Raw genomic sequence first — 11,806 nt, 5'->3', positions numbered from 1 at the left:
ACGACCAACCCGTTCTTCCTCCCGCTCGTCCTCGTCGCGACCGGCGCGTGGCACGGCCGGCGCGTCGTGCCGCTCGTCTACGACCTCTACCCCGACGCCTGGGAGGCGACGGGCGTGACGAAGGCGTCCTCTCCGGCGAGCCGGCTCGCGGTGCGCGCCAACGAGCTCTTGTTTCGTCACGCGGACGCGGTCGTTTTCATAGGCGACAACATGGCGCGCCACGCCATCTCGAGATACGGAGAGCCCAGGAGATGGACCGTGATCCAGACCGGCGCGGATCGCGCGGAGTTCGACCGGGCGGAAGCTCGTATCGCCTCGCGCGGCTGGGAGCATGATGGCTGGCTGCGGAGCCGAGTGCTCATCACCTACACCGGCAACCTCGGGCGCGTGCACGACTGGACCGCCCTGGCCGTCGGTCTGAAGGCTGCGTTTGTCGAATCGGACCTTGGTCGCAAAGCCGCGTGCCTCATCGCAGCCTCCGGGCCAGGAGCGGAGTTCCTCCGAAAGGAACTGGGTGACGTTGATGACGACGCGATCCGTTTCAGCGCTCCCCTCGAAGACGAACCCTGGGCGGAAGCGCTGGCGCGATCCTCCATTTCGCTTGTGGCTCTCGGTGAAAAGGCCGCGGCGACTTCGATTCCCAGCAAGACCTTCAGCGCCATGGCCGCCGGGAACGCGCTCGTCGTCGTCACGCCTAAAGGGTCGGATCTCCATGACCTCGTGAAGAGGCACGATTGCGGGATCGTCGTGGCGCCGGGCGACGGCGCGGGGGTCGCGGCGGCCGTCAAGAAGCTCGTCCGCGAGACGGAGCTGAGAAAGAGGCTCGCCTCGAATGGGTTGGCGGCGGCAAGGGAGCACTACGAAATGGAGGTGCTTGCCGGGAAGTGGCGCGAGTTCATGGCCCAAGTCGAGAAGGAGAGGCCGGCGCGAATTGGATACGAAGCGGCCAAGCGCCTGGTGGATCTCACCGCGTCCTCGGTGGCGCTGCTTGCTGCGGCGCCGGCCCTGGTCCCTTTGGCTGCGGCAATAAGGCTTACCATGGGCAAGCCGGTTTTCTTCCGCCAGGCGAGGGCAGGGAAAAAGGGCGTGGCTTTTGACCTGCTCAAGTTCCGCAGCATGAAGTTGAACCGCCTTTCCGTGGCCGAAATGGGAGTAATCAAACAGGATCATCCGATGGTCACGCCGCTCGGCAGGATACTGCGGCGGTTCAAGATAGACGAACTTCCACAACTGCTGAACGTGCTGAAGGGCGACATGAGCCTAGTGGGCCCGAGGCCTACTGTCCCTGAGCAGGCCGAGGAGTATACCGAGTTTCAGCGCCGCCGGCTCAATGTCCGTCCAGGCATGACTGGCTGGGCGCAGATCAACGGCAACACCTCCTTGTCATGGGGGGATCGTATAAGGCTGGATGTCTGGTATGTGGACAACTGGTCGCTGGGACTGGATCTGCGAATACTGCTGGAGACGATGGCGACGGTTGTCCGCGGGGAGCGAGTGAACGAGAAGAGACTTGAAGAGGCGAAGCGACATGAAAGCGACCTTGGTAGGAGCGGTCGGTAGCACTAAGCTGACACTGGAGAAACTCTGCGCGGCGGGATGGGAGGTACAGCTCGCCACCCTTCCGCTGAGCGCTGCTTCCAGGCATTCGGATTTCGTGGACTTGAGACCCCTTTGCGGCCTCGGAGTCAAGGAGCTGCTCGAGACCAGTAACATCAACGACCAGGACGCCATGGCCTCCATCAGGCGTTTTTCTCCAGACTACATCTTCGTCATCGGATGGTCGCAGATCCTTCGAAGCGAGTTCCTGTCGATTCCGTGCAAGGCCTTCATAGGCTACCACCCCGCGTTGTTGCCTCAGTTCCGTGGCCGAGGAGTGATCGCCTGGACCATTTTGCAGCGTCTGAAGAGGACCGGGGCGACCCTGTTCCTTATCGATGAGGGCATGGACTCGGGCGACATTCTGGGTCATCTTGAGATGGCCCTGGCTCTGGACGAAACGGTATCCACGCTCATGGAGAAGCACCATAACGCGCTCGGCCAGCTCATGGACGAGGTGCTGCCTAGGCTTACGGAAGGGAGCTTGGTAGCCACCGCGCAGGATCACTCCAAAGCGACGTATTGCGCCCGACGAACTGCGGACGATGGACTGATCGACTGGAAGATGACGGCCGAAGAGGTGTGGACGCTGATCAGAGCCGTATCGCGCCCCTATCCCGGCGCGTTCACCGACTACAGGAAGAAGAAGCTGACGATATGGAGCGCCGACCTGGTGGGGGATGCACCCTATGTGGGCCTGCCGGGCCAGGTGCAGGCGATACTCGATGACGGCGTGCTGGTCCAATGCGGTGACGGGAACCACGTGCTTATAAAGACAGTGCAGCAAGGCGACGACACGGAGCGGACCGCGACCGAGGTGCTGAAGATGCACGATCGCCTGGGTCGGGGGATTGAAGATGCTTTCATCAAAGGAATGAGGGAGAATGGGAGGTAGAAAGATGCGTGTTCTCGTATTATCCGCGCACCCGGACGACGAGACCATCGGCGCCGGGGGGACACTGCTTCGACATATCGACAATGGCGACGAGGTCCACTGGTGCATCGTCACTCAGCCCCACTCGCCGGCCTGGCCGGAATCGGCGATGGAAACGTCCAACCAGCAGATCGACGCGGTTTCCGTGGCGTACGGGATGACGTCGGTTCACCGACTCGGTTTTCCCACGGTCCAGTTGAACACGGTGCCCTACAACGAGTTGAGCAAGGCGATTCAAGGCGTCGTAGACCGCGTACGGCCGGAAGTCGTCTATCTGCCGCCTAGCAGCGACCTGAATCAGGACCACAGAATTGTCAACGAATGTGGTCTGGTGGCGACAAGGCCGATCCCTGATTGCTCGGTGAAGGAGGTCCTAGCGTATGAGATCTCCACCACGTCTCGTTACTGGAACACCCCCTTCGTGCCTAATGTCTATGTAGACATTACGCTTCATCTGAAAAGAAAAATTGAGATCATGCGGCTGTTCGAGGCCGAGATAAAGGCGTGGCCGCATCCGCGTTCACCCGAGGGGCTAGAAGTGCTGGCGAAGGAGCGGGGAATGGGCGTCGGTGTCAAAGCGGCAGAGTGTTTCAGCCTGTTACGGAAGATTGTTTATTGACAGCGTTTGTCGCTCAAGTGAGCAGAGCCACCATGCCGGAGTTCATGGGAACGAACTCTGCGCGGGAAGAAACCGCATGACCATGGAGAAACGCAACATCCTCATCTCTTCCGCCGGACGGCGGGGGGCGTTACTCGGCATCTTCAGAGAGACGCTGCAGGGCCTCGGCTGGTCGGGCGAGCTGCTCGCCGCGGACATGTCGCGGCTCTCGGCCGCGTTCCACCTGGCGGATCGGGCGTTCGTCGTGCCGCGGTGCACGGACGCCGCGTTCGTCCCGGCGTTGCTCGACATATGCCGCGAGAACGATGTGCGCCTGATCGTCCCCACCATCGACACCGAGCTGCCGATGTACGCAGCGCACCGCGCCGAGTTCGAGGCGATCGGCACGACCGTGGCCGTGTCCGCGCCCGAGACGATCGCGATAGGCGGCGACAAGAACGAGACGCACGAGTGGCTCGTCGCCAACGGCTTTCCCACCGTGCGCCAGACCACGCCGGACCGTTTGCGATCCGGCGAGGACACTGTCACCTCCGACGCGGCGCGCCTGACGCCGCTCGGAAAGTTTCTCCGAAAGACCAGCATCGACGAGCTGCCGACGCTGCTCAACGTCCTCAAGGGCGACATGAGCCTCGTCGGGCCGCGGCCGCTGCTCATGCAGTACCTCGATCGCTACACTCCCGAGCAGGCGCGCCGTCACGAGGTGAAGCCCGGCATCACCGGCTGGGCGCAGGTGAACGGACGCAACGCACTGTCCTGGGAAGAGAAGTTCGCCCACGACGTGTGGTACGTGGACAACCAATCGCTTGCGCTGGACCTCAGGATTCTGGCGATGACCGTGCTGAAAGTCCTGAAGCGGGAAGGCATCAACGCAGCGGGAGAGGCCACCATGACGGAGTTCACGGGCAGCAAGACAGCAGAAGCCGCGAGCAACACATGACCATCAACATCGCCATCTACGGTTCCGGCGGGTTCGGGCGCGAGATCGCCTGGGCCGCAGAGTGCATGGAAGTAAACAGCCAGGGAATGACTGTCTGCTGCTTCGTGGACGATGCCGAAGACAAGCACGGGACCGCCATTAACGGCTTCCCTGTGATGAGCCTAGCGGAAGCTCGGCGGAAGTATCCCGACGCGCGCATGGTGCTCGCCATCGGCTCACCCAGAACGAGGCAGATGTTGGCCGAGCGCTGTAAAGAGGGCGGATGGGAGTTCATCAACCTCATCCATCCTTCGGCGAAGATGTCGCGCTGGGTCGAGTACGGCGATGGCGTTGTCATCTGCGCCGAGAACATCCTCACCACCAACATCAGGCTCGGCCGGCAGGTTCAGATCAACCTCGACTGCACGATCGGCCACGACGTCATCATGGACGATTTCACGACGCTCGCGCCCGGCGTCCACGTTTCGGGCTGGGTCCACTTCGGCAGGCGTGTGTACGTCGGAACCGGCGCGGTGTTCGTCAACGGCACCGAGGACAATCCGCTGACTATCGGCGACGACGCGGTCATCGGCGCGGGCGCCTGCGTCACCAAGTCGGTTCCGGCTGGCGAAACCTGGGTCGGCGTCCCGGCGCGCGTTCTCAAAAAGGCGACCCCATGACCCGCATCTACCTCTCCCCACCCCACGTGTTCGGAAACGAGCGCGCGCTCGTGACCGACGTGTTGACTCCGGCCGCCTTCGGCGTCCTCCGTCGACGCGGCTGTACTCCGTCCAGCGCGCTGGACTTCGTACAGCAACGCGTTCGAGAGGATGTGTTGAACCCATGACCGAGAGCCAGCACACCGAGTGGAAGGAGATATACAGCCCACCTCTTCTTCCCGGGCAGGATCTGCCCGGGCTGGGCTCGATCCGGCGGGGAATCGACCCCGCCGGAAAACCTGCAACACAGAACACCGCCGTGGTTCATTCCACGGCGGATCCAACCCAGCCCGCCCGGATCCCGGGCGGGGAAGAAGACACCGATGGCGCCGCGGTTCCCCGGACGGGAGACAGCAAGGGGAAAAGTAAGGGGAAAAGTAAGGGGAAAAGTAAGGAGATGATTCTCGCGGCAATGGCGGACAATCCCGCCGTTACCATCGGGGAGATGGCTCTTCTGCTTGGCCAGAGCAACGCAGGTGTCGAAAAAAGTATTCGTTCATTGAAAGCGGACGGGCTGATCCGCCGCGTCGGCCCCGCCAAGGGCGGCTACTGGGAGGTACTGAAGAAACCATGACCCGCATCTACCTCTCCCCTCCCCACGTGTTCGGAAACGAGCGCGCGCTCGTGACCGACGCCTTCGACTCGAACTGGATCGCGCCGCTCGGGCCGCACGTGACCGCGTTCGAGAAGGAGATGTGCGAGAAGCTCGGGGCCGGGCACGCGTGCGCTTTATCGAGCGGCACGGCCGGGCTGCACCTCGCGCTCCTGATGCTGGGCGTCGGGCGCGACGACGAAGTCTTCTGCTCCACCCTCACGTTCTCGGCGAGCGCCAACGCGATCGCCTACGTGGGCGCAAGGCCGGTGTTCGTGGACTGCGACGCGGCGTCTTGGAACATGGACCCCGCGCTGCTCGCCCAGGGGCTCGAGGACGCCGCGAAGCGCGGGAAGCTGCCCAAGGCCGTCATCGTCGTCGACCTCTACGGCCAGTGCGCGGACTACGATCCGATCCTGGAGGCCTGCGCCCGGTACGGGATCCCGGTCGTCGAGGACGCGGCCGAGGCGCTCGGCGCGACGTACAAGGGCAAGCACGCCGGCACGTTCGGCGAGATGGCGATCCTGTCGTTCAACGGCAACAAGATCATCACGACCGCGGGCGGCGGCATGCTGCTCAGCCCGCACGAGGAGCACGTGAGGCGCGCGCTCTTCCTCGCCACCCAGGCGCGCGAGCCGGCGCCGCACTACGAGCACGAGGAGATCGGCTACAACTACCGGCTCTCCAACGTGCTCGCCGCGATCGGCCGGGGCCAGCTCGCGACGCTCGACGCGCGCGTCGAGGCGCGGCGGAAGATCTTCGACAAGTACGTGGCGGCGCTCGGTGCGCTCCCCGGCGTGTCGTTCATGCCCGAGGCGCCGTACGGCCGCTGCAACCGCTGGCTCACCTGCCTCACGATAGACGCCGAAGCGCTCGGCGCGACGCCCGAGCAGATCCGGCTCCACCTCGAATCGCGCGACATCGAGGCGCGCCCGGTCTGGAAGCCCATGCACCTGCAGCCCGTGTTCAAAGATTGCCGCTCCCTCGGCGGCGCCGTGTCCGCGGAGCTCTTCTCCCGCGGCCTGTGCCTGCCGAGCGGCTCCTCCCTCTCCGACGCGGACCAAGACCGCGTTGTCGAAGCCGTGAACGACGCGATCGACTCGAACCGGTAAACCCCAACCATTCCATCTTCTTCGCCCTTCCCCTCGCCCGGGCTGCCCGGGCTGGGTTGGATCCGGCGGGGGTTCGACCCCGCCGGAAAACGGCGCTAATTCTTCCGCCCGCCGGGGTCCATCCCCCGGCGGGTCTATCCCAGCCCGCCCGCCTCACCCCCCGGCCCCCTCTCCGGCAAGCGGAGAGGGGGAGGGCCGATGGCTCTCGCCGCGCGGGCAAGCGGCGCGGCCACGATGAAAATGGCAATGTTCCGCCCGCCGGGGTCCATCCCCCGGCGGGATCATCCCAGCCCGCGCGGATCCCGCGCGGGCGATGTCGGGCAAACGCCCCGTTCTCCGGGCCGCCTTTCCCCGCCTCACGGTCCGGATCAAATGATGGCCGGCCTCAGCTTTCAGCCGCGCCCACGAGGAGCGCGGCAACGATGCTCCTTCGCGGCAGAGCCGCTTCGGAGCACGCCCTTTCGGGCAAAGCCGGACCTCTTCCCCTGGCCGAAGGCCGTGCGCCGAGCGCCGCTCGTTCCAAGTTACCCCCGTCCCCCGAATCGTCCATGCCGCCCTGGGGACAATGACCGCCTCGTGGGGAAGAGAGACAATGGCGGGTTGTCGCGTTATACTGTCCAAGTCAAGGAGGCCGAACACATGACCGCGAAGAGAGAGATACGGATCGAGTACGGGGAAGAGCTGCTCGCCGGGACGGGAATGTCCCACGAGGAGTTCATGGAGGAGGCCAGGTTCCTGCTGGCCGCCAAGCTGTACGAGCTCGGCCGGGTCACCTCGGGTCAGGCGGCCAGGATGTGCGGCAGGAATCGCGTCGATTTCCTTTTTTCGCTGCCGCGGGTAGGCATCGCGATCAGCAACCTGGACGCCTCCGAGGCCCAGGCGGAGATTCGGTTCGCGGAGAATGCCTGACAAGATCGTCGTCAACACCGGCCCGCTGATTTCCCTGGCCGCGGGGGGTGTCCTGAACCTGTTGCGGGATCTCCCCCACCAGTTCCTGGTGCCCAGAGAAGTGAGAGACGAGATAGAGAGCGGGCAACGCTGCGGGCGCCAAGGCGTGGACCTGTCCGGTGTCACGATCGTGGAATCGGATGGTCCGGTGGATGCCGTGACGCTCTCATTGCTCGACCGGGGAGAGGCCGCGGTGATCCAGTTCGCGCTGAAGAACGGGGTCGGCACGGTCTGTATCGACGAGAAGAAGGGGCGGAGGATAGCGCGCGCTGTGGATCTCGAAGTGGTGGGCACGCTCGGTCTCCTGCTCGAGGCGAAGAAGCTGGGGGTCCTGTCGGCCATTGCGCCGGTAATCGAGAAGTTGCTGGAACACGGCGTGTGGTATCAAAGCGGGTTGCTGCTTTCAGTGCTGTCGTCCGCCGGGGAAACCCTCCCGGAGGCAGCTGCCGGAGAAGATCGATGAGGATTCAATACGACGTGGGAACCGATTCGCTCACGATCACCCTGAGCGACAAGCAGATCCGCGAGAGCGACGAGATCCGGCCCGGCGTGATCGCCGACTTCGGCCCGAACGGCGCCGTGGTCCGGCTGGAGATCCTCAACGCGTCCACCGTCGTCGACAACGCGCGGGAGATGCAGTTCGCGGTCGGCGCCTGAGGACCGCCGAACGCCCGACCATTCCATCTTCTCTGCCCGTCCGTTCGCCCGGGCAGAATCTGCCCGGGCTGGGTTGGATCCGGCGGGGGTTCGACCCCGCCGGAAAACGGCGCCAATGTTACCGCCCGCCTCACCCCTGCCCCTCTCCGGCAAGCGGAGAGGGGGAGTTGCGGATGCGGATGCGGATCTCAACCCATTGACATTACACAAAGAAAGGACAACTCTTACAAATGTGGAATAGAATTCCGCATCTGTAAGAAGGTTGTTTTCGATGTATATTCCGAGAACCGCGGAGACGATGCTCCTCACCATGGCCCGCGAGTTCCCGGCCATCGCCATCACCGGACCGAGGCAGTCCGGAAAGACGACGCTGGCGCGGCACATCTTCCCCGACGCGCCGTACGTGTCGCTCGAAGATCCGGACACGCGGGGGCTCGCGCTGCGCGATCCCCGGCGCTTCCTGGACCTCTACGCGACGGGCGCCGTGCTCGACGAAGTTCAGCGATGCCCGGAGATCTTCTCCTATCTGCAGGGCGTCATCGACGAGCTGAAAACCGCGGGGCGGTTCGTGCTCACCGGATCGCAGCATTTCGGGCTCATGGAGCGGATCTCGCAATCGCTCGCCGGACGCGTCGGCCTTTTGAACCTTCTCCCGTTCTCCTTCGAGGAGCTGTCGCGAGGCGGGCAGGAACCGCCGAGCCTCGAGACGGCGATCTTCCAGGGCGGATACCCTCCCCTCTACAGCGCACCCGCGGCGCCGGAGCGATGGCTCAACGCCTACATCGCGACCTACCTCGAACGGGACATGCGACAGCTCATCCACGTCCGGGAGATCGACGCGTTCCAGCGTTTCATGCGACTGTGCGCGGCGAACATCGGCCAGCTCGTGAACATGGCGCGGATCGGATCGGACTGCGGCGTGGACCAGAAGACCGTGAAGGCGTGGCTCACGATTCTGGAGACGAGCTTCATCGTCTATCGGCTGCGCCCGCACCACGAGAACTTCCGCAAGAGGCTGGTCAAGGCGCCTAAATTGTATTTCACCGACACCGGGTTGGCCGCACGCCTCCTCGGCATCGAGAGCGCTTCGCAGCTCTCGACTCACCCGATCCGCGGCGCGCTCTTCGAGAACTGGGTCGTGGCGGAGCTGCTCAAGGGCAGGTTTCATAGGGCCAAGAGCGACGACCTGTTCTTCTGGCGCGACAACACGGGGCACGAGGTGGACGTCATCGTGGACCGGGCGGGCAAGCTGCTCCCCATCGAAATCAAGTCCGGCATGACGATTTCAACCGACTGGTTCGACGGGCTCGAAAGATGGCGCCGAATGGCCGAGGGGCGATCGGCGAGGCCGGTTCTCGTCTACGGCGGCCGCGAGAGGCAATCACGGGAGGTCGCCGAGGTCGTCCCGTGGCGAGAGATCGGGACGCTCGCCGAATGAAATCGGCCGTCACCCCCCGGCGCGTCGTGCTGTTCCACCACTTCCGCCGCTTCCTCGGCGGCGCCGTGTCCAAGGAGCTCTTGACCCGCGGCCTGTTGCCTGCCGAGCGGCTCCTCCCTCTCCGACGCGGATCAAGACCGCGTCGTCGAAGCCGTCCTTTCGATTCCCGGCATGTAGAGATCTCCACCTCACCCCCCGACCCCCTCTCCGGCAAGCGGAGAGGGGGAGGGCCGATATCGGGCGGGCCGCTTGACGGCGGCCGAGCCGATCAATACCTTTGATGGTGGTTGAAGACCGTTGACTGATCCTATGTAGCCCAACAAAACTACGGTTGTCGCGGAGGTAAAGATGAGCATTTTCGAAGAGGCCGTCCGACTGAGCCCGGACAAGAGAGCGAAGCTGGTGGATGCCCTGCTCTCCAGCCTGGACAAGCCGGACGAGGAGATCGACAGGTTGTGGGCGGCGGAGGCCGAGAGCAGAATCGACGCCCATGAGCGCGGCGAGATCAAGTCGGTATCCCTGGAAGAAGCTCTGAAGAAGTACCGCTGAAATGAGAATATCCTTTCTCGAACCGGCTCGCCTCGAGCTGGATGACGCCGTGAACTACTACAATTACGAGGAGGCCGGTCTCGGCGAGGAGTTTCTCTCGGAGTTCTTGAGAACCCTTGATCGGATAGGCAGGTTTCCGGATGCGTGGCAGCCTCTTTCCCAGAGAACGAGACGGTGTCAGACGAGGCGTTTTCCTTTCGGCGTCATCTACCAGAAAAGGGAAGAGGGCATTCTGATCGTCGCCGTCGCGCACCTTCACCGAAGTCCGGAGTACTGGAAAGACAGGCTGGGGGATCGCTGACCCGACTTGCCCGTCCCCTCGCCCGGGCAGAATCTGCCCGGGCTGGGTTGGATCCGGCGGGGGTTCGACCCCGCCGGAAAACGGCGCCAATGTTTCCGCCCGCCTCACCCCTGGCCCCTCTCCAGCTGAACGCTGGAGAGGGGAACAGCTGAACTGCGCGCCAGCCCTCCCCCTCTACATCGTTCAGATGGAGAGGGGGTCGGGGGGTGAGGTGCGCAGCCGAGCGGCGCGGCCACGATGGTCCCTCTGGTTCCCCGGGTGTGCTATCATGACTCACGGTCGGTGAACGAACGGGAAGGAGATCCTGATGGCCACGACGACAGGGCTCGATAGAATCACATTCGATCCGAACGTTCTCGGCGGCCGCGCCTGTCTGCGTGGGCTTCGCATTCAGGTGTCTCTGGTCCTCAAGCTGATGGCCAGCGGGATGACCGCAGAGGAGATCCTCGCGCAATACCCGGATCTCGAGCCCGAGGACATTCTTCAGTGCCTCTACTACGGCGCGTGGCTCGCCGATGAGGAGACCTCGACGGAGCGCGGAGTTGCGGGTTGAAGCTGCTCTTGGACATGTGCGTCCCGGTGGGTATCGTAAACGATCTGGCGGCGGCCGGGCATGATGTCGTTCACGTTCGGAGCCTCGATCCCAGGGCCTCGGACAAGTGGATTGTCGACGAGGCGCGCACAGGAGGCCGGATCGTCGTAACGATGGACCTCGACTTCGGAGACATCATGTCCCATATCCAGCGAGCGCGTGCGGCGCCTGCCGATCAACATCGGATAGCTCCTCTCCACCTGGATGGCGGAGAGGGGAGGGCCGATGGCTCTCGCCGCGCAGCAAGCGGCGCGGCCACGATGAAAATGGCAACGCTCCGTCGATTTCCTGGTGAAAACCCCAAAATGGCGTAAAAAGCAAACTGATGCTTTTGAAAATACGCCTGAATCAAAAATCCATTCAGGAGATCCACGCCCATGATCGCGGGCGCCTGCTCGTGATCACCGGCGCGCGGCAGACCGGAAAGTCCACCTTGGCGCGCATGGCTTTCCCGGACTACGACGTGGTCAACCTGGATTCGCCGGTCGAGCGGGCGCTGTACGAGCGCTGGGCGCCGGCGGAGTGGATCTCGAGATATCCGCGCGCCGTCATCGACGAGGCCCAGAAGCTGCCGGCGATCTTCGACACGATCAAGGCGTGCTACGACCGAAACCCGGACGTGCGGTACGTGCTCCTCGGGTCGAGCCAGATCCTGCTCATGAAAGGCGTGCGCGAGACGCTGGCCGGGCGCGCCGCGCTCCGGGAGCTGTTTCCGTTCTCCCTGCCCGAGCTCGTCGCCGAGCCGGGGATCGAGCCTGTGGAGAGCCGCCTGGTCCGGATGCTGCGCGCGGCGAGCCCGATGCGGAGCGTCCCGGATCTCTTTTTGGCCGATC

Annotated in this window: 16 protein-coding genes and 1 pseudogene; all 17 read left to right on the top strand. The window is 64.0% G+C overall.

The features are described 5' to 3' along the window. Positions 1–1,560 (top strand): sugar transferase (locus tag M0R80_28385; protein ID MCK9463556.1); only part of this gene is annotated, 1,560 nt, incomplete at its 5' end. Continuing rightward, a complete protein-coding gene (locus M0R80_28380) occupies positions 1,529–2,491 on the top strand; it encodes a methionyl-tRNA formyltransferase (protein ID MCK9463555.1) in 963 nt (320 codons plus the stop codon). The genes M0R80_28385 and M0R80_28380, both read left to right, overlap by 32 nt. Before the next feature lie 4 nt (positions 2,492–2,495). Then, a complete protein-coding gene (locus M0R80_28375; GenBank protein MCK9463554.1) occupies positions 2,496–3,149 on the top strand; it encodes a PIG-L family deacetylase in 654 nt (217 codons plus the stop codon). A gap of 541 nt (positions 3,150–3,690) precedes the next feature. Further along, positions 3,691–4,086: pseudogene (locus M0R80_28370) on the top strand (sugar transferase). Then, positions 4,083–4,745 carry an acetyltransferase gene (locus M0R80_28365; protein ID MCK9463553.1) on the top strand — a complete coding sequence of 221 codons (663 nt, stop codon included), beginning with the start codon at positions 4,083–4,085 and terminating at the stop codon, positions 4,743–4,745. Before M0R80_28370 ends, M0R80_28365 begins: the two are co-directional and overlap by 4 nt. Next, positions 4,742–4,912 carry a hypothetical protein gene (locus M0R80_28360; protein ID MCK9463552.1) on the top strand — a complete coding sequence of 57 codons (171 nt, stop codon included), beginning with the start codon at positions 4,742–4,744 and terminating at the stop codon, positions 4,910–4,912. Before M0R80_28365 ends, M0R80_28360 begins: the two co-directional genes overlap by 4 nt. Further along, positions 4,909–5,358, top strand: coding sequence for a winged helix-turn-helix transcriptional regulator (locus M0R80_28355; GenBank protein ID MCK9463551.1), 450 nt, complete (start codon positions 4,909–4,911; stop codon positions 5,356–5,358). The genes M0R80_28360 and M0R80_28355 overlap by 4 nt, the downstream gene beginning before the upstream one ends. Next, a complete protein-coding gene (locus M0R80_28350; protein MCK9463550.1) occupies positions 5,355–6,488 on the top strand; it encodes an aminotransferase class I/II-fold pyridoxal phosphate-dependent enzyme in 1,134 nt (377 codons plus the stop codon). Before M0R80_28355 ends, M0R80_28350 begins: the two co-directional genes overlap by 4 nt. A gap of 639 nt (positions 6,489–7,127) precedes the next feature. Further along, positions 7,128–7,397 carry a UPF0175 family protein gene (locus M0R80_28345; protein MCK9463549.1) on the top strand — a complete coding sequence of 90 codons (270 nt, stop codon included), beginning with the start codon at positions 7,128–7,130 and terminating at the stop codon, positions 7,395–7,397. Further along, positions 7,390–7,899, top strand: a complete 510-nt coding sequence (locus tag M0R80_28340; GenBank protein ID MCK9463548.1) for a DUF3368 domain-containing protein — start codon at positions 7,390–7,392, stop codon at positions 7,897–7,899. The genes M0R80_28345 and M0R80_28340 overlap by 8 nt, the downstream gene beginning before the upstream one ends. Continuing rightward, positions 7,896–8,093 (top strand): DUF2283 domain-containing protein, encoded by a 198-nt coding sequence (locus M0R80_28335; GenBank protein MCK9463547.1) that lies wholly within the window; start codon positions 7,896–7,898, stop codon positions 8,091–8,093. The genes M0R80_28340 and M0R80_28335 overlap by 4 nt, the downstream gene beginning before the upstream one ends. A gap of 271 nt (positions 8,094–8,364) precedes the next feature. Beyond that, the gene (locus tag M0R80_28330; GenBank protein MCK9463546.1) at positions 8,365–9,531 is read left to right on the top strand and encodes an ATP-binding protein; all 1,167 of its coding nucleotides are present in this window, start codon (positions 8,365–8,367) and stop codon (positions 9,529–9,531) included. A 348-nt stretch (positions 9,532–9,879) separates the two neighbouring features. Further along, entirely contained in the window at positions 9,880–10,080 is a 201-nt protein-coding gene (locus M0R80_28325; protein ID MCK9463545.1) for an addiction module protein, read from the top strand. 1 nt (position 10,081) lies between these two features. Then, the gene (locus M0R80_28320; GenBank protein ID MCK9463544.1) at positions 10,082–10,381 is read left to right on the top strand and encodes a type II toxin-antitoxin system RelE/ParE family toxin; all 300 of its coding nucleotides are present in this window, start codon (positions 10,082–10,084) and stop codon (positions 10,379–10,381) included. A 307-nt stretch (positions 10,382–10,688) separates the two neighbouring features. Further along, positions 10,689–10,934: a DUF433 domain-containing protein gene (locus M0R80_28315; protein ID MCK9463543.1), complete on the top strand. Its 246-nt coding sequence runs from the start codon at positions 10,689–10,691 to the stop codon at positions 10,932–10,934. Beyond that, positions 10,931–11,287, top strand: a complete 357-nt coding sequence (locus M0R80_28310) for a DUF5615 family PIN-like protein (protein ID MCK9463542.1) — start codon at positions 10,931–10,933, stop codon at positions 11,285–11,287. Before M0R80_28315 ends, M0R80_28310 begins: the two co-directional genes overlap by 4 nt. An 11-nt stretch (positions 11,288–11,298) precedes the next feature. After that, the coding region (locus M0R80_28305) for an AAA family ATPase (GenBank protein MCK9463541.1) at positions 11,299–11,806 on the top strand (508 nt) is incomplete at its 3' end.

It is taken from the genome of Pseudomonadota bacterium (assembly GCA_023229365.1).
In the GTDB taxonomy this organism is placed as follows: domain Bacteria; phylum Myxococcota_A; class Polyangia; order JAAYKL01; family JAAYKL01; genus JALNZK01.
Note: the sequence above shows the minus strand (reverse complement) of the source record. Positions and strands in the feature narration are given on the sequence as shown.

Coding starts and splice junctions, on each gene's coding strand:
- M0R80_28325 (MCK9463545.1), top strand. CDS start 9,880: ATGAGCATTTTCGAAGAGGCCGTCCGACTGAGCCCGGACAAGAGAGCG.
- M0R80_28315 (MCK9463543.1), top strand. CDS start 10,689: ATGGCCACGACGACAGGGCTCGATAGAATCACATTCGATCCGAACGTT.
- M0R80_28375 (MCK9463554.1), top strand. CDS start 2,496: ATGCGTGTTCTCGTATTATCCGCGCACCCGGACGACGAGACCATCGGC.
- M0R80_28340 (MCK9463548.1), top strand. CDS start 7,390: ATGCCTGACAAGATCGTCGTCAACACCGGCCCGCTGATTTCCCTGGCC.
- M0R80_28350 (MCK9463550.1), top strand. CDS start 5,355: ATGACCCGCATCTACCTCTCCCCTCCCCACGTGTTCGGAAACGAGCGC.
- M0R80_28380 (MCK9463555.1), top strand. CDS start 1,529: ATGAAAGCGACCTTGGTAGGAGCGGTCGGTAGCACTAAGCTGACACTG.
- M0R80_28335 (MCK9463547.1), top strand. CDS start 7,896: ATGAGGATTCAATACGACGTGGGAACCGATTCGCTCACGATCACCCTG.
- M0R80_28345 (MCK9463549.1), top strand. CDS start 7,128: ATGACCGCGAAGAGAGAGATACGGATCGAGTACGGGGAAGAGCTGCTC.
- M0R80_28330 (MCK9463546.1), top strand. CDS start 8,365: ATGTATATTCCGAGAACCGCGGAGACGATGCTCCTCACCATGGCCCGC.
- M0R80_28355 (MCK9463551.1), top strand. CDS start 4,909: ATGACCGAGAGCCAGCACACCGAGTGGAAGGAGATATACAGCCCACCT.
- M0R80_28360 (MCK9463552.1), top strand. CDS start 4,742: ATGACCCGCATCTACCTCTCCCCACCCCACGTGTTCGGAAACGAGCGC.
- M0R80_28365 (MCK9463553.1), top strand. CDS start 4,083: ATGACCATCAACATCGCCATCTACGGTTCCGGCGGGTTCGGGCGCGAG.
- M0R80_28320 (MCK9463544.1), top strand. CDS start 10,082: ATGAGAATATCCTTTCTCGAACCGGCTCGCCTCGAGCTGGATGACGCC.